Source organism: Pseudomonas abieticivorans, from assembly GCF_023509015.1.
Lineage (GTDB): Bacteria > Pseudomonadota > Gammaproteobacteria > Pseudomonadales > Pseudomonadaceae > Aquipseudomonas > Aquipseudomonas abieticivorans.
Genome location: NZ_CP094975.1, coordinates 6,699,986 through 6,715,763 on the forward strand (window position 1 = coordinate 6,699,986; position 15,778 = coordinate 6,715,763).

Below are 15,778 nucleotides of genomic sequence, written 5' to 3' on the forward strand. Positions count from 1 at the left end.
CTCGTATTGTTATTAGCCGCGCGTACGCGGTAGCGCCAGTTGCAGCAGTCTTGATTCATCAAAATCCTGGCGCAGCACTTCACCGGTGAGCGCGCCTTCGCTCAGCACCAGGATGCGATCGCTGATGCCGATCACCTCCATCAGGTCGCTGGACACCACGATCACCGCGATGCCGTCGGCCGCCAGGTTGTGGATGATCTGGTAGATCTCGGCCTTGGCGCCGATGTCGATGCCACGGGTAGGCTCGTCCAGCAACAGCACTTTCATGGGCATCGACAGCCAGCGGCCCAAGATGGCCTTCTGCTGGTTGCCGCCCGACAGGTACATGATCTGCTGGGCAGGCGACGGGGTTTTCACGTTCAGCGCCTTGATCTGGCGCTTGGCGTTTTCGCTTTCCCACTTGCCCTGCAGCAGGCAGCCAAAGGTCGCGTGCTGGCTGCGGGCGCCGATGTTGATGTTTTCGGCGACGCTGGACAGCGGTACGATGCCTTCCTTCTTGCGGTCTTCGGGGCACAGCAGAATGCCGGCGGCAATGGCATCGCGCGGGGTCTTGAGGGCCAGCGCCTGGCCTTGCAGCGTGACGCTGCCGCCTTGGCTACGCACCAGGCCCGACAGCAGGCGCAGCAGTTCGGTACGCCCCGCCCCCACCAGCCCGAAGAAACCCAGCACCTCACCCTTTTGCACCTCGAAACTGACCGGTTCATGCAGCCCCGGGCCCTTGAGGTCTCGCACCTGCAGCGCCGTGCCCTGATGGGGCCGGGCGCGGTAGTTGTAGATGTCCTGGATGTCCCGGCCAACCATGCAGGTGACCAGTTGATCGTGGCTCAGCTCGCTCATTTGTTCGAAGGTGCGCACGTAGCGGCCGTCCTTGAACACCGTGACGGCATCGCAGATCCGGAAGATCTCTTCCATGCGGTGCGACACGTAGATCACCACCCTGCCCTCATCGCGCAGCTTGGCGATGATGGTCATCAGCCGCTCGATCTCGCGGGCCGACAAACTACTGGTGGGCTCATCGAAGGCGATGACGTGGGCGTTGCGCGACATGGCCTTGGCGATTTCCACCAACTGCCGCTGGCCCAGGGACAAACTGCCCAGGCGCATGTTCGGATCGATCTCGTCGGCCAGCCCCTTGAGCAGTTCACGGGCGCGGCGCACCATCGCCCCGCGGTTGACCAGGCCAAAACGCGACGGCATGTGGCCGAGCAGCAGGTTTTCGGCAACGGTCATTTCCGGCACCAAATGCAGCTCTTGGTGGATCACCGCCACGCCACTGTTGATGCTGTCGGCCGCCGACTTGAAGGCCATGGTGCGCTCGCCGATTTGCAGGTGGCCTGCGCTGGGTTGATAGGCCCCACCCAGGATCTTCAGCAGGGTCGACTTGCCTGCGCCGTTCTCGCCCATCAGCGCGTGCACGCTGTGGGGGCGCGCCTCGAAACTGATGTCCGAGAGCGCCCGCACGCCTGGGAAATTCTTGCCGATACCGGTAAAACGCAGGCTCTCGCCTGGCAAGTTGTGTTCGAGCATCAAACCACTCCCTGGCCGCGCTCCGGGAGGCGAAGCGCGGCCTTGCCGATGTCAGCCTGACGGATCAGGCCGCGCGTTTCAGTTCCACAGGCCGATTTTGGTCAGCACTTCCTGGAAGTTCTTGCGCGTGATCAGGGTCACGTCATCCATGGCGGTGTACTTGGGGGGTTCCTTGCCGGTGGTGACCCACTCGTACATCTGGGCGGCGGTGTTGTAGCCCTCTTTGTCGGGGCTGGGCAGCATCGAGCCGAAGAAGCCACTGTCGGTCTTTTTCAGCTCGCCAATGGCGTCGGTGCCGTTGATGCCCACGCCGATCACGTTGGCTGGCGCAAACCCCGCGCTCTCGGTGGCGCGCACGCCACCCAGCACGGTGTTGTCGTTCATGCCGCCGATGATCAGGTTTTTCGCCGCGCCCGGCAGCTTGACCAGCGCCGAGTTGGTGGCGTCCATGCTGCCCGGCACGTCGAGGGTTTTTTGCGCGGTGTAGAGGATGTGGTCGTCTGGCAGGCCGGCCTTCTTCAGGGAGTCGACCGAGCCGTCGGTGCGCTTCTTGCCGGTGTCCAGTTCGTTGTAGGTGTTGATCACCGCATAGGTGTCTTTCCAATCCCATTTGCGGTTCTTGGCTTCATCGGCCATGGCCTGGCCCTGCTTCTGGCCGACCTCGAAGGCGGCCATGCCCAGGTACGGCACGTCTTCCATGAATTTGCCGCTGGCGTCGACGAAGCGGTCGTCCACGGCCATCACCTTCAAGCCGTTGGCCTTGGCCTTGGCGACGATGGCCGGGCCCAGGGACACGTCCGGCGCACAGATGACAAAGCCCTTGGCGCCGTTGGCGGCCAGGCTGTCGATGGCAGAAAGGGTTTTCTCGCCGTCTGGCACGGCGATCTTGAGCACCGTGAAGCCCTTGTCCTTGCCGGCTTTTTCGGCAAAGGCCCATTCGGTCTGGAACCAGGGTTCTTCAGGTTGCTTGACCAGGAAGCCGATCTTGATTTCTTCGGCGGATGCAGCCGCGCCAAAGCCCAGGATGGCGGTGGCAACGGCGGCGCAGCACAGGGAGCGAATCCCGTGACGACTCAACATAGCTAACTCCTTATTTTTATTGAATAGCTACAGCGTCCAGCAGTGGTTTTACAGTCTTATCATATTACGATTGAAACGAATGTAACGTAGTGTCACCCACTGTAGCGGTGGCACGGCGCCCCCTGCACATCCACCTGGGCCGCCATCACCGCACCCTCGAAGGGGCCCGGCACCTGCGCGCTGCTGGTGACAAACAAGGTGCGCAGGTCCGGCCCGCCGAACACGCAACTGGTGGGGTGGCACAAGGGCAGTTCGATGACTCGGTCGACCCTCCCATCGGGGGCAAAACGCAGTAGGCAGCCACCGTCCCAGCGGGCATTCCAGATAAACCCCTCGGCATCCATGGCAGAGCCGTCGGGCGCGCCCCGCGGGTGCCGGCCGGCATGTACCTGGCGTTCACCCAGCACAGGCCCGGGGTTGATCGGGTACCGGTAGATCACCCCGTCCAGGGTGTCGGCGCTGTACAGAGCATCGCCCTGAGGGCTCCACAACAAAGTGTTGACGATGCCTTGGCCGGCCAGCAACGGCGTGACCCACGCCTGGTGGTCGACATGAAACAGGCCGCCGCTGCGACGCGTGAGCGGCAGGTCAGCGCCCTCCTCGTCCAGGTTGTTTTGCATGCTGCCCAGCCACAGGTGGCCCTTGGCATCGCAGCGCGCCTCGTTGGCGCGGTTCCCGGCGTGCGGGTCGGCGACGCAGAGTAGGCTGAGCCCGGGCGCGTCGCTGGGTGATTGCAGGTCCAGGCGATACACGCCACTGGCCAGGGTCACCAAGGCATCGCCCCGCTCGGCAGGAATGAAGGCAGACACCGGTTCACTGAGTTGCCAGTGCTCAAACGTGTCGCCCTGCAGGCGACAGGCCTTGAAACCGGCGATGTCGACCCAGTACAAGGCGCCGGTGGGCGGGTCCCAGAAAGGCCCTTCCGCCAATTTGAATCGGTGTGGGGTGATCGCTTGCCAGTTCATCAAACGCCCTTCTTTATTATTGTCGAGCCTTCATTGCTGTGCGTAATAACCTGAAATCGTGGCCGCCGAGCCCTCGATCAGGCTCATGCAGGCCCACACCCCGCGCGCCACATCCCGCGCACAAATGGCCTCGGCCAACTCCTTGTGCAACGGCAAGGTCTTGCCCAATTCGTGGGGCACCGCCGAGGACATGTCGAACGACACTGCCAGCAAGGTGCCCAGCGCCGGCAGCATCTGCTCGATGAACTGGTTATGGCTGGCCGCCAGCACCGCCTCGTGAAACCGCTGATCCGCCTGGTTGTAGGCCTGCCGGTCACCCAGCGAGGCCGCCAACTGCGCGTAGGCCTGGCGGATTTCTTCAAGCTGGGCAGCACTTGCGCGCTCACAGGCCCAGCGCACCGCCATCGGCTCGATGGTGCGGCGCAGGTCCAGCAGGTCCATCACAAAATTCTCCGGCAAGCCCTTTTCGGCCAGCCACCCCACTACCTGCGGGTCAAACAAATTCCAGCTGCGTACCGGCAATACCCGCGTGCCCACCTTGGGCCCGACTTCCAGCATGCCCTTGGCCACCAGCGTCTTGATCGCCTCGCGCACCACGGTACGGCTCACGCCCAGCTCTTGGCACAAACCCGCTTCGACCTTGAGCGTCTGGCCGGGCTCGACCTGCCTGGCCGCGATCATCGAACCCAGCCGATCGACCGTCGACGCGTGATAGTTACTGCTCATGGCCTTTGCCTCCCCAGGTCTGGACTGCCTGCCTGGAGGCTAATCATCATATGATTGGCCGTCAAATCACATCGCACGCCGGCGAACCTCTGCCAATGGATCCGGTCTACCCCATCAACGGCTCGCGACACCTGACACCACTAAATAGTATTACCATTTGTTTTTCAAGTGGTGTTTTATGAACTATAAAGGCTGTCACGGTAAATTTAAGCCGTAAATAGTATTACCAATTGACGGTTGCGCTTTCAAAAACAACAACAAAGGAAGGTCGATACGATGAACGCCGCTTTCAAACTCACCACCTTGGGACTGTCCCTGATGATCGCCACGCTGTCTGCCCAGGCCGCCGGCCTGACCAATGAACGCTCAAGCTTTGGCCAATTGCCCGACGGCACCGCGCTGGAAAAATACACCCTGAGCAACAGCCACGGCATGCACGCCAGCGTCATCACCTATGGCGGCGTGCTGCAATCGCTGGTAGTACCCGACAAGCATGGCAAGGGCGAAGACGTGGTACTGGGCTTCGATGACATCAAGGGCTACCAGGCCAACCCCACCGTGTACTTCGGCGCGACCATCGGGCGCTTCGGCAACCGCCTGGCCGGTGGCCAGTTCAGCCTGGACGGCAAGCAGTACCAGGTGCCCACCAACGACAAGACCAACGCCCTGCACGGCGGTACCCAAGGGTTCGACAAACACGTGTGGAAAGCCGAGCCCAGCAATGGCAAGGACTCGGTGGGCGTGAAGCTTACGTATGTGTCGCCAGATGGCGAGATGGGCTTCCCGGGTACGCTGACCACCGTGGTCACCTACAGCCTGAATGAGAAAAACGAGCTGAAGATCCAGTACCACGCCACCACCGACAAGCCGACCGTGCTGAACCTGACCAACCACAGCTATTTCAACCTGGCCGGCGCTGGCAATGGCGATATCCTCAAGCAGGTGGCCACGCTGCACGCCTCCGAGTACACCCCGGTCACCGAGAAACTGATCCCCACCGGCGAGTTGCCGAAGGTGGCGGGTACGCCCATGGACTTCCTCACGCCCAAGGCGCTGGGCAAGGACATCAAGGCCGACCACCCGCAATTGAAATACGCCGAACCCAAGCAAGGCGGCTTTGACTTCAACTGGGTGCTGGACACCAAAGGGGATGTCGGCAAACTGGCAGCCCAGGTGCACGACCCGGCTTCAGGCCGCCTGTTGCAGCTCTACACCACCGAGCCTGGGGTGCAGCTGTACACCAGCAACTTCCTGGATGGCAGCATTCACGGCAAGGGGGGCAAGACTTACCCGCACTGGGGCGCCTTTACCTTGGAAACCCAGCACTACCCGGATGCCCCCAACCAGCCGAACTTCCCGAGCACGCGGTTGGACCCGGGCAAGGCGTACACCCAAACGACGATTTTCAGGTTTAGCACGCACTGACATTCGCACACGCTGGCGCCGGGGTGTTGGATACACCGCGGCGCTGGCTTCGCTCCTACAGATGAGCGCGACCCCTTGTAGGAGCGGATTTATCCGCGAAAAGAGCGCCTTGTATAACCTGATACACCATGGCGGCCTTTTCGCGGCCGCAGCGGTCAGACGTGCGGATCACCCGGTGGCTTGGCCGGTGCGGCGTATTGCGGCTTGAGCTTGCCATCCTGGTCCAGCAACCAGGCGTCCATGATCTCGCGCACCACCGGGCCTGCCACACGGCCACCCGCCTCGCCGTTCTCGATCATCACGGCCACCACGATCTTGGGGTGATCGGCTGGCGCGAAGCCGACGAACAAGGCGTTGTCGCGGTTGCGCTCCAGGGTCTTGAGGCGGTTATAGCGCTCGCCCTGCTTAATCGCCACCACCTGCGCGGTACCACTCTTGCCGGCAATGCGGTACTGGGCGCCTTGCGCCGCCGCCCGTGCGATACCGCGCGGGTCGTGCATCACCAACTGCATGCCGTGGTTCACCTGATCCCAGTAGCGCGGGTCACGCAGCACGATGTTCGGCATCGGGTTCTCGTCCACCGGCGCGACCCCACCCACCGTCTCGGCCAGGTGCGGGCGGTGCCACACGCCCTTGGCGGCAATCAACGAGGTGGCCTGCGCCAGTTGCAGCGGCGTGACCTGCATGTAGCCCTGGCCAATGCCCAAGATCAGCGTTTCACCCGGGAACCACGCCTGGCGGCGCGTGGCGCGCTTCCATTGCTGGGACGGCATCAGGCCCGGCGCCTCTTCGAACATGTCCAGCGAGACCTTCTGGCCCAGGCCGAACTTGGTCATGTAGTCGTGCAGGCGATCGATGCCCAGCTTGTGCGCCAGGTCATAGAAATACACGTCGTTGGAGCGCATGATCGCCGCGTCCATGTCCACCCAGCCATCACCGGAGCGGTTCCAGTTGCGGTATTTATGGTCGTAGTTGGGCAGTTGGTAGTAACCAGGGTCAAACACCCGCGCCTGGGGCGTGGTCACGCCACTATCCAGGCCTGCGATGGCCACTTCCGGCTTGATGGTCGACCCCGGCGCGTACAGGCCGCGCAGGGTACGGTTGAACAGCGGTCGGTCGATGGAATCGCGTAGCGCCGCGTATTGCTTGAAGCTGATACCGGTGACGAACAGGTTGGGGTCGAAGCTGGGCTTGCTGACCATGGCCAAGACTTCGCCGGTGTCCGGGTCGATGCACACCACCGAGCCACGACGGTCGCCCAAGGCGTGCTCGGCCGCCTCCTGCAGCTTGATGTCCAGGCTCAGCACGATGTTTTTGCCCGGCACCGGGTCGGTGTGGTTCAGCACCCGCATCACGCGGCCTTGGGCGTTGGTCTCGACCTCTTCGTAGCCCACGTGGCCGTGCAGCTCGTTTTCGTAAAAGCGTTCGATGCCGGTCTTGCCGATCGACTGGGTGCCACGGTATTCGGTGTTGTCGAGCTGCTTGGACTCTTTCTCGTTGATGCGCCCGACAAAACCCACCGAGTGGGCAAAATGCTCACCCTGGGGGTATTCGCGCACGAACTGCGCTTCTACGTCGATGCCGGGCAACAGGTACTGGTTGACCGCGATCTTGGCGATCTGCTCCTCGCTGAGCTCGTACATCAGCGTAACCGGCTCGAACGGATGGCGTACGCGCTTGAGGTCCTTGTCGAACTGCTTGCGGTCGTCCTCGCTCAGGCCCAGTACCTGGGTCACTTCATCGAGCACCTTGTTGTAGTCACCGGCGCGCTCGCGGGTCAGGGTCATGTTGAAGCTGGGCCGGTTGGTGGCCAGCAACACGCCGTTGCGGTCGTAGATCAGCCCGCGCTCCGGCGCAATGGGCAGCACGTGGACGCGGTTGTTCTCGGAAATCGTCGAATGGTAGGCAAACTCGATCACTTGCAGGAAGTACAAGCGCCCGACCAGGGCAAAACTCAAGGCGAGCACGAATACGGCGCAGGCAATCAGGCGCCGATTGACCAGGCGTTTCTCGATTTCGTGATCTTTCAGTGGAATGGGTTGAGGCATCGGTACCGCTCAAAAAATACATAACGATGAAATGAACGCAGCCACGCCGGGGCCAAGGCTCCGGGCACGGGGTTCAGGGCAAAAACGCCATCCTGGCGTAGGAAAATGAGGTAACAGCCGTAGGTGAAAAGCACGGCGTGCGCGATGGTAACGAATGCAGGCCATCGGCCTCAAGGCTGAAGGTCGCTACGCCGACGTAGCGACCTGTGTCTGAGGCAGGTTATTGGTCGCTTGGAGCCCGGTCCTGCGGGAGCCGGACCTGTTTTTTCTCGCTGGTGAAGATTCCCCAGGCCGACATGAATAATGCGGCGATCAACGGCCCGATCACGAAACCGTTGAGGCCGAACACCGCCAGGCCGCCGACCGTGGAGAGCAGCACGAGGTAATCGGGCATGCGCGTGTCCTTGCCCACCAGGATGGGGCGCAGCACGTTGTCGACCAGGCCGATCACGCAAATACCATAGGCCGTCAGCACCACGCCCTGCCAGGTTTCGCCGCTCAACAGGAAATAAGCCGCCACCGGCGCCCAGACCACCCCGGCGCCCACCGCTGGCAGCAACGACAGGAAAGCCATGACCACGGCCCAGAGCAACGCACTGGGGATGTCGAGCACCCAGAAGATAAAGCCGCCGAGCGCGCCCTGGGTCACGGCCATGACCAGGTTGCCTTTGACGGTGGCCCGTACCACGCGGTTGAACTTCAGTTGCAGGCGACGCTTCTGGTGTTCAGCCAAGGGCACGGCAGTGCGGATCTTGCGCACCAGCTCCGGCCCGTCACGCAAAAAGAAGAACAACAGGTAGAGCATGATGCCGAAACTGATGATGAAGTCGAACGTGCCTTGGCCAAAGCTGAACGCTTGGCTGGCAAAGTATTGGCTGCCCTGCATGGCGCCCTTGGCGATTTTGTCGCGCAACCCCTCCAGGTTGCCCATGCCCATGCGGTCCAGCAAATGCTGGAAGTACGGCGGCAAGGCGTGTTTGAACTGGGCGATATAGCCGGCGATGTCCAACTTGCCGCTTTCGACATTGGCGTACAGCGCCGCGCCCTCTTGCACCAGCAACGCACTGACCACGATCACCGGCAAAATGGCGATCACCAGGCAAATCAACAGCGTGGAGATCGACGCCAGGTTGCGCCGGCGGCCAAACTTGAGCGCCAGGCGGCGCTGCAGCGGGGCAAACACAATGCCCAGGATCACCGCCCAGAACACGGCACCATAAAACGGCAACAGGATCCACAGGAACGCCAGGGTTATCAGAATCAACAGGCACAGCAATGACTTATGTTGCAGGTTGGTTTGGTTCATGTTCGATCCATGTCAGCAAGACGCACAGCGGTCCTGTTCATTAGTCATCACCTGGCGCGCCAAGTTTTACTGCTCAATAAATTGCCTGGGTGGCCGATATAAAAGGCGGACTTTGCCGTAACCGCCCAAGGGGCCCACGATGTCGCTCAAACAACTCTCCATCCAGTGGAAAATCACCTCCCTCGCCGGGCTGTGCCTGATCGGCATCGTCACCCTGCTGGTGGGCCTGTCGCTGTACCGCATGGAGCGCAGCTCGGAACTGGTGCAGGGCCGTAGCATGGACATGCTCAACGAGGCTGCCCAAGCGCGTATCGAATCCCAAGGCGAAGTGCAGGCACTGGCCATCCGCCAGCAATTCATGGACAGCTTCCAATATGGCAAGGGTTTCTCGCGCCAGGTGCTGTTCTTGCGCGACCAGGCGCAGAAGCGCTTTCTGGATGCCTATGACCTGCGCGAAGACCTGACCCGCCAGGTCAAATCGGCGCTGCAGGCCAACCCGAGCCTGTTGGGCATTTCGCTGGTGTTTGAATTGAACGGCCTGGACGGCAAGGATGAGCTGTTCGCCGACCAGAAAGACCTGGGCAGCAACGACAAGGGCCGGTTCTCGCTGTACTGGTCGCAGCCGGTGGCCGGCCAGCTAACTTCCATGACCATCCCTGAGGCCGACATCGCCGACACCAGCGCAGGCCCCAGCGGCGAGGCCAACAACACCTGGTTCAGCTGCCCGCGCGCCAAGCTCGACACCTGCGTGATGGAGCCCTATTTCTACAAGATCGATGGCAAGGACGTGCTGATGACCAGCATCGCCTTCCCGCTGATACTCGATGGCAAAGTGATCGCCTCGCTGTCGGTGGACATCAACCTGGAAAGCTTGCAGGCCGTCAGCCAACAAGCCAGCCAAAAACTCTACCAAGGCCAGACCCTGGTCAGCATCCTCAGCCCCGCGGGCCTGCTGGCCGGCTACAGCCCGGACGCCAGCCAATTAGCCAAACGCCTGGACCAGGTCGATCCGAAAAACGGCAGCGAACTGATCCGCCTGCTTGCCGCCAGCCAGCATGCCATGAGCGTGCGCCAAGGCGATCGGCTGAAGATCATCGCCCCTTTCGCCCCCATCCCCGGCGCAAAACCCTGGGGGGTACTGCTGGACGTGCCGAGCCAGGTGCTGGTCGCCCCTGCCGAAGCCTTGAGGACCCAACTGGACAGCGAAAATCGCCAAGGCAGCCTGATTGAACTGAGCCTGGGCCTGCTGGCAGCGGTCATTGGCCTGTTGCTGGTGTGGCTGATGGCCCGCAGCGTGACCCGGCCGATCCTGGGGGTGGCCGCGATGCTCAAGGACATTGCCAGCGGTGAAGGCGACCTGACCCGGCGCCTGGCCTACGACAAGCGCGACGAGCTTGGCGAACTGGCCGGTTGGTTCAACCGTTTCCTGGATAAATTGCAGCCGATCATCGCTCAGGTGAAGCGATCGGTGCAGGATGCGCGCGCCACCGCCGATCAGTCGGCGGCCATCGCCAGCCAGACCAGCGCCGGCATGGAGCAGCAATACCGCCAGGTAGACCAGGTGGCCACCGCCTCGCACGAAATGACCGCCACCGCCCAAGACGTGGCCCGCAGCGCAGCCCTGGCCGCGCAGGCCGCCCGCGACGCCGACCAGGCGACCCAGCAAGGCTTGAAGGTAATCGACCAGACCACCCGCAGCATTGATCAACTGGCCAGCGACATGAGTTCGGCCATGGGCCAGGTGGAAGGCCTGGCGGCCAGCAGCGAGAAGATCGGCACGGTGCTGGAGGTGATCCGCTCCATCGCCGAGCAGACCAACCTGCTGGCGTTGAACGCCGCTATCGAAGCGGCGCGCGCCGGTGAAGCCGGGCGCGGTTTCGCGGTGGTGGCCGACGAAGTGCGCAACCTGGCACGGCGCACTCAGGAGTCGGTGGAGGAAACCCGCCAGGTGATCGAACACCTGCAAAGTGGTACCCAAGACGTGGTTGGCGCCATGAACAACAGCCATCGCCAGGCACAGGGCAGCGTCGAGCAAGTGGGCCAGGCCGTCAATGCCCTGCGCCAGATCGGCGATGCGGTGACGGTGATCAACGACATGAACCTGCAAATCGCCAGCGCCGCCGAAGAGCAGAGCGCGGTGGCCGAGGAAATCACCAGCAACGTCTCGACCATTCGCGACGTCACCGAGTCGTTGTCGGGCCAGGCCAACGAATCGGCACGGGTCAGCCAGAGCCTCAACAGCCTGGCCAACCAGCAACAGGGCCTGATGGATCAGTTTCGCGTGTGAAGCGCCAACGCAATCGTTACCCGCAGCCCACCCAGTGGGCTTGCGGACAAGGCCAGGCTTGCGCCCCTGGCCTCGACGATATCGCGCACGATACCCAGGCCCAGGCCATGGCCGATGACTTGCTCGTCCAGGCGTGAACCGCGGTCGAGCACTTGCGCATGACGGGCTTGGGGGATACCCGGGCCGTCGTCCTCTACCCAGATCTGCACCGTCGCCTCGCCGCCCAGTATGCACAGGCGCACTTCGCTGTCGGCCCACTTGCAGGCGTTGTCCAGCAGGTTGCCGAGCACTTCGAGCAGGTCTTCACGATCCCAGGGGATCTTCAGCCCGTCAGGCACCTGCCGGGTCATGGCCAGCTCACTGCCGTGGATCATGCTCAAGGTCGCGAACAGGCCCGGCAATTCCAGGTCACAGTCGAACTGCGCGCCCGGCAACGCATCGCCAGCCAGCCGCGCTCGGTTGAGCTCGCGGCCCAGGCGTTGTTGGATCTGCGCCAGTTGCTCTTCGATCAATTGGCGTACCTGGGGTTGCTGCGCCAAGCGTTCGCTGGCCGCCAGGCTGACCAGCACCGCCAAGGGCGTTTTCAGGGCGTGGCCCAGGTTACCCAAGGCATTGCGCGAGCGCGCCAGGCTGTCCTCGGTGTGGGCCAGCAGGTGGTTGATCTGGGCCACCAGTGGCTCAAGCTCAAGCGGCACGTCACCGTCCAGCTGGCTGCGCTGCCCTTGTTGCAACTGGGCGATCTGCTCGCGGGCTTTTTCCAGGGGGCGCAGCGAGCGCTTCACGGTGAGCCGTTGCAGTATAAGGATCAGTGCCAGCGCGGCCAGGCCGATGCCGATGCCGATCTGGCGCAAGCGCTGAAAGCTCTCGCGCACCGGGGTGTAGTCTTGCGCCACGCTGATCGACAGGGGTTGGCCCAGGCGCCGATAGTCGCCACGCAACACCAGCAGCAACTGGCCCTCGGGGCCCAGGCTCAAGCCTGCGTGCAGGCCAGCGGTGGTCGGCTGTGGCAACTCCTGGTCCCACAGCGAGCGCGAGCGCCAGTGGCCATCGGGAAAATCGACGCGGAAATAGTGACCGGAAAAAGGCCGCTCATAGGCCGGGGACAACCTGCGCTCATCCAACTGCAGCCCGTTGGGGCCCCGCACCAGGGCGACCAGGATGTTCTCGCTCTCGTTGCGCAGGCCGGCCTCCAGGTAGCGCTGCAGGCCCACCTCGAATAGCCACAGGCTCAGTTGCGCGGCCACCAGGCCGACCACGACCAGGACGCTGATCAGCCCGAGGCTGAGCTTGGCCTGGATCGATTTCATGCCCCTGCCCCGCCAAACCGATAGCCCTGGCCACGGCGGGTCTCGATCACGCTTCGGCCCAGCTTGCGGCGCAGGTGGTTGACGTGCACTTCCAGCACGTTGGAATCGCGCTCGGTTTCGCCGTCATACAAGTGTTCGGCCAAGTGGCTTTTGGAAAGGATTTGCCCGGGGTGGTGCATGAAATAACGCAGCAGGCGAAACTCGGCCGCCGTGAGCTGGATGTCATTGTCGCCCAGCGTCACGCACTGGCGCCCTTCGTCCAACTGCAAGCCAGCGGCCTGCAACTGCGGCTGGTTCGCCAGCCCCCGCGCCCGGCGCAGCAACGACTGGATACGCAACTGCAGCTCTTCAGGGTGGAAAGGTTTGGCCAGGTAATCGTCGGCGCCGGCCTTGAGGCCCTCGATTCGCTCGGCCCAGGAGCTTCGCGCAGTGAGCATGAGGACCGGCGTGGCCAGCCCCCCGGAGCGCCATTGCTGCAGCACTTCAAGCCCGGACAGGCCCGGCAGGCCCACGTCCAGGATGATCAGGTCGTACGGCTCGGTACAGCCCTGGTACACCGCGTCGCGACCATCGGCCAGCCAGTCCACTGCATACCCCTGCCCCTTGAGGTCACGCAGCAACTCATCGGCCAGGGGCACGTTGTCTTCCACCAGCAACAGGCGCATCAGTCGTCTTCCTCGTCCTTGAGCAGTTGGCCGGTACTGGCTTCGAACTTGATCTCACGCACAACCCCTTGCGCGGTGATCAGCTCCACCTCGTAATGGTACGAACCGTGTTTGACTTCCAGTTCCGCCTCCAGCAGCTTGGACCCCGGGTAACGATCCAGGGCCTGCTTGAGCAATTGTTCCAGAGGCAGGATCACCCCCTGCTGGCGCAGGCGCAAGGCTTCGTCCTGGTCCAGGTCGCGGGCTACCGCGACAGGGCAGGCAGCGAGCAAGGCCAGCAGCAGTACCAGGGACCGCGCCTCAGTGCGCATCAGGTGTCCTGATGGTCCTTGAGAATGGCGCCGCTGACGGCATCCAGCTCGATGTCCCACTCCACGTTGTTGGCGTCGCGCAACTCGACCTGGTAGATGTACTTGCCAAATTGTTCTTCAAGCTCGGTTTCATGGATTTTCGCGCCTGGGTGTTTGGCCAGCGCTGCCGCGTTGAGTTTCTCGAACGACTGGATGGTACCGGCATCACGCAGCCTGAGCGCTTCGTCCGGGCCCAGGTCACGGGCTTGGGCAATACCAGCCGACAGGCCAAGGGCGGCGACGGTAAACAAGGCAGTCAAAGTTTTCATGGTGTTTCTCCGTTATTGATAAGTGCTTACGGAGCCCACTGTAGCGAACCCAACTTAATTGAAACTGAAATAAACGGACGACGATGATAGCCGATCCCGGCCCGGCCTGGCTTGCAGGGGCGTGCTGTGAATCGTGTGGGACCTTTGTACCCAATACGTACGCACTTTATAATCTAGCGGTCAGAAGAGGACGATTGATGAGTGCGATCCAGATCAAGTACCCCGCCCTGAGCCTCAAGGCAGGCCCGCGGGCAATGGCACTGATCCGCAAGGACGGCTTGAGCCCCGCCGACGTCGGCACCTTGCCAGGCGCTGCCGGGGGGCCAAAAGCCTTGGGCATCCAAGGGCTGGACCTGGCGCTGTTTGGTGACTGGCTGGCACGCGCACCCCGCGAGCGCTCATTGATCGGCGCATCGATCGGCTCCTGGCGGTTCGCCAGTGCCTGCCTGCCCGACCCGGTCGAAGGCCTGCGCCTGCTCGGCCGCCTGTACAACGAACAATGTTTTGCCAAGGGCGTGACCATGGCCGAAGTCAGCCAGAGCTGCCATCGCATGCTTGATGAGCTTTTGGCGGGCCGCGACGCCCAGGTGCTGAGCAATGCGCATTACCGCTTGAACATTATGGTGGTGAAAAGCCGAGGCCTGTTGGCCGACGACCACCGCGGCCGCCTGGGCCTAGGCCTGTCTTCGGTAATCGCCAACAACTTGATCGGCCGGCCGCGCCTGTCGCGGCATTTCGAGCGGCTGATCGTACACGACGAGCGCCTGGCGCCGCCCTTGCACCCACTGACCGACTTTCCCTCGCGCCTGCTCGCACTTAACACGGGCAACCTGCGCCAGGCCCTGCTGGCCTCCGGCTCCATCCCCATGGTGATGCAGGGCGTACGCGACCTGCCTGGGGCCGGCAGTGGCACCTTCCGCGATGGCGGCTTGCTGGACTACCATCTGGACCTGCCTTACTGCGGCGACGACATCGTGCTGTACCCGCACTTCACCGACAAAGTCATCCCCGGCTGGTTCGACAAGGCCCTGCCCTGGCGACGGGGCAACAGCCAACGCTTGCAGAACGTGCTGCTGCTGGCCCCCTCGCGTGAATACCTGGCCCGCCTGCCGCACGGCAAGCTGCCTGACCGCAGCGACTTCAAGCGCTTCATGGGCAATGACACCGCTCGCCAACGCTACTGGCAAACCGCAATGAGTGAAAGCCAGCGCCTGGGGGATGATTTTCTGGAGCTTACGGAAAAAAATCGCCTGGGCGAACATCTGCAACCCTTGCTGTAGGGTTGCTGATAAACTTCGCAACTGCATCGGTTTTTAGAGCTCAGTACTGTGGAAATTTTCAAAGAGTTTACGTTCGAATCCGCCCACCGCCTGCCCCACGTGCCCGAAGGCCATAAATGCGGCCGCCTGCACGGGCACTCGTTCAAGGTGGCCATCCACTTGAGCGGCCCGGTTGACCCGCACACCGGCTGGATCCGCGATTTCTCCGAGATCAAGGCGATTTTCAAGCCGCTCTACGAGCGCCTGGACCACAACTACCTGAACGACATCCCGGGGCTTGAAAACCCCACCAGCGAAGTGCTGGCCAAGTGGATCTGGGAGCAGCTCAAGCCGCTACTGCCGGAGTTGTCGAAGATCCGCATCCATGAGACGTGCACCAGCGGCTGTGAGTATTACGGCGACTGAGGTATCGAGGTACTCAAGAAACCACCCTTGCGGTGGTTTTTTTGTGCCTTGGGTTTACTGGCGTGTGGTTCGCGGATCAATCCGCTCTTGTAGGAGCGGATTCATCCGCGAAAAAGCCACCACATATCCATCAGGCCT

Annotated in this window: 13 protein-coding genes and 2 pseudogenes; 5 read left to right on the plus strand and 10 right to left on the minus strand. The window is 62.5% G+C overall.

The genetic code is table 11. The features are described 5' to 3' along the window. Positions 1-12 precede the first annotated feature (12 nt). From araG to L9B60_RS30385, 4 genes are all read right to left on the minus strand, one after another. Entirely contained in the window at positions 13-1,527 is a 1,515-nt protein-coding gene (gene araG / locus L9B60_RS30370) for an L-arabinose ABC transporter ATP-binding protein AraG (RefSeq protein ID WP_249674891.1), read from the minus strand. Between the two features lie 78 nt (positions 1,528-1,605). Then, a complete protein-coding gene (locus L9B60_RS30375) occupies positions 1,606-2,607 on the minus strand; it encodes a substrate-binding domain-containing protein (protein ID WP_249674892.1) in 1,002 nt (333 codons plus the stop codon). 92 nt (positions 2,608-2,699) lie between these two features. Continuing rightward, on the minus strand, positions 2,700-3,572 hold the full coding sequence (locus L9B60_RS30380) for an SMP-30/gluconolactonase/LRE family protein (RefSeq protein WP_249674894.1): 873 nt from the start codon (positions 3,570-3,572) through the stop codon (positions 2,700-2,702). Between the two features lie 30 nt (positions 3,573-3,602). Then, a complete protein-coding gene (locus L9B60_RS30385) occupies positions 3,603-4,298 on the minus strand; it encodes a FadR/GntR family transcriptional regulator (protein WP_249674895.1) in 696 nt (231 codons plus the stop codon). A 276-nt stretch (positions 4,299-4,574) separates the two neighbouring features. Here L9B60_RS30385 and L9B60_RS30390 point away from each other — a divergent pair, with 276 nt between their 5' ends. Continuing rightward, the gene (locus L9B60_RS30390) at positions 4,575-5,723 is read left to right on the plus strand and encodes an aldose epimerase family protein (protein WP_249674896.1); all 1,149 of its coding nucleotides are present in this window, start codon (positions 4,575-4,577) and stop codon (positions 5,721-5,723) included. Between the two features lie 155 nt (positions 5,724-5,878). Here the strand turns inward: L9B60_RS30390 and mrdA are convergent, their stop codons facing one another. Both mrdA and L9B60_RS30400 read right to left on the minus strand, forming a co-directional pair. Then, entirely contained in the window at positions 5,879-7,771 is a 1,893-nt protein-coding gene (gene mrdA / locus L9B60_RS30395; protein WP_249674897.1) for a penicillin-binding protein 2, read from the minus strand. A 220-nt stretch (positions 7,772-7,991) separates the two neighbouring features. Then, the gene (locus tag L9B60_RS30400; protein ID WP_249674898.1) at positions 7,992-9,077 is read right to left on the minus strand and encodes an AI-2E family transporter; all 1,086 of its coding nucleotides are present in this window, start codon (positions 9,075-9,077) and stop codon (positions 7,992-7,994) included. A gap of 646 nt (positions 9,078-9,723) precedes the next feature. On the opposite strand from L9B60_RS30400, the pseudogene L9B60_RS30770 reads away from it, so the two are divergent. Both L9B60_RS30770 and L9B60_RS30775 read left to right on the plus strand, forming a co-directional pair. Next, positions 9,724-10,506: pseudogene (locus L9B60_RS30770) on the plus strand (methyl-accepting chemotaxis protein); the annotation flags it as partial. A 261-nt stretch (positions 10,507-10,767) separates the two neighbouring features. Then, positions 10,768-11,364, plus strand: a pseudogene (locus tag L9B60_RS30775) (methyl-accepting chemotaxis protein); the annotation flags it as partial. Here L9B60_RS30775 and L9B60_RS30410 read toward each other — a convergent pair. The 4 genes from L9B60_RS30410 to L9B60_RS30425 are packed head-to-tail and all read right to left on the minus strand — an operon-like array spanning position 11,349 to position 13,955. Then, entirely contained in the window at positions 11,349-12,671 is a 1,323-nt protein-coding gene (locus tag L9B60_RS30410; RefSeq protein WP_249674900.1) for a sensor histidine kinase, read from the minus strand. The pseudogene L9B60_RS30775 and the gene L9B60_RS30410 overlap by 16 nt on opposite strands. After that, positions 12,668-13,336 (minus strand): response regulator transcription factor, encoded by a 669-nt coding sequence (locus tag L9B60_RS30415; protein WP_249674902.1) that lies wholly within the window; start codon positions 13,334-13,336, stop codon positions 12,668-12,670. The genes L9B60_RS30410 and L9B60_RS30415 overlap by 4 nt, the downstream gene beginning before the upstream one ends. Beyond that, the gene (locus L9B60_RS30420) at positions 13,336-13,647 is read right to left on the minus strand and encodes a PepSY domain-containing protein (RefSeq protein WP_249674904.1); all 312 of its coding nucleotides are present in this window, start codon (positions 13,645-13,647) and stop codon (positions 13,336-13,338) included. Before L9B60_RS30420 ends, L9B60_RS30415 begins: the two co-directional genes overlap by 1 nt. Then, positions 13,647-13,955, minus strand: coding sequence for a PepSY domain-containing protein (locus L9B60_RS30425; protein ID WP_249674906.1), 309 nt, complete (start codon positions 13,953-13,955; stop codon positions 13,647-13,649). Before L9B60_RS30425 ends, L9B60_RS30420 begins: the two co-directional genes overlap by 1 nt. A 197-nt stretch (positions 13,956-14,152) precedes the next feature. On the opposite strand from L9B60_RS30425, the gene L9B60_RS30430 reads away from it, so the two are divergent. Together L9B60_RS30430 and queD are read left to right on the plus strand one after the other, a co-directional pair. Next, positions 14,153-15,235 (plus strand): patatin-like phospholipase family protein, encoded by a 1,083-nt coding sequence (locus tag L9B60_RS30430; RefSeq protein WP_249674908.1) that lies wholly within the window; start codon positions 14,153-14,155, stop codon positions 15,233-15,235. A 48-nt stretch (positions 15,236-15,283) separates the two neighbouring features. Continuing rightward, entirely contained in the window at positions 15,284-15,640 is a 357-nt protein-coding gene (gene queD, locus L9B60_RS30435) for a 6-carboxytetrahydropterin synthase QueD (RefSeq protein ID WP_249674910.1), read from the plus strand. Positions 15,641-15,778 lie beyond the last annotated feature (138 nt).

Coding starts and splice junctions, on each gene's coding strand:
- mrdA (WP_249674897.1), bottom strand. CDS start 7,771: ATGCCTCAACCCATTCCACTGAAAGATCACGAAATCGAGAAACGCCTG.
- L9B60_RS30390 (WP_249674896.1), top strand. CDS start 4,575: ATGAACGCCGCTTTCAAACTCACCACCTTGGGACTGTCCCTGATGATC.
- L9B60_RS30385 (WP_249674895.1), bottom strand. CDS start 4,298: ATGAGCAGTAACTATCACGCGTCGACGGTCGATCGGCTGGGTTCGATG.
- L9B60_RS30415 (WP_249674902.1), bottom strand. CDS start 13,336: ATGCGCCTGTTGCTGGTGGAAGACAACGTGCCCCTGGCCGATGAGTTG.
- L9B60_RS30430 (WP_249674908.1), top strand. CDS start 14,153: ATGAGTGCGATCCAGATCAAGTACCCCGCCCTGAGCCTCAAGGCAGGC.
- L9B60_RS30380 (WP_249674894.1), bottom strand. CDS start 3,572: ATGAACTGGCAAGCGATCACCCCACACCGATTCAAATTGGCGGAAGGG.
- araG (WP_249674891.1), bottom strand. CDS start 1,527: ATGCTCGAACACAACTTGCCAGGCGAGAGCCTGCGTTTTACCGGTATC.
- L9B60_RS30425 (WP_249674906.1), bottom strand. CDS start 13,955: ATGAAAACTTTGACTGCCTTGTTTACCGTCGCCGCCCTTGGCCTGTCG.
- L9B60_RS30400 (WP_249674898.1), bottom strand. CDS start 9,077: ATGAACCAAACCAACCTGCAACATAAGTCATTGCTGTGCCTGTTGATT.
- L9B60_RS30420 (WP_249674904.1), bottom strand. CDS start 13,647: ATGCGCACTGAGGCGCGGTCCCTGGTACTGCTGCTGGCCTTGCTCGCT.
- L9B60_RS30410 (WP_249674900.1), bottom strand. CDS start 12,671: ATGAAATCGATCCAGGCCAAGCTCAGCCTCGGGCTGATCAGCGTCCTG.
- L9B60_RS30375 (WP_249674892.1), bottom strand. CDS start 2,607: ATGTTGAGTCGTCACGGGATTCGCTCCCTGTGCTGCGCCGCCGTTGCC.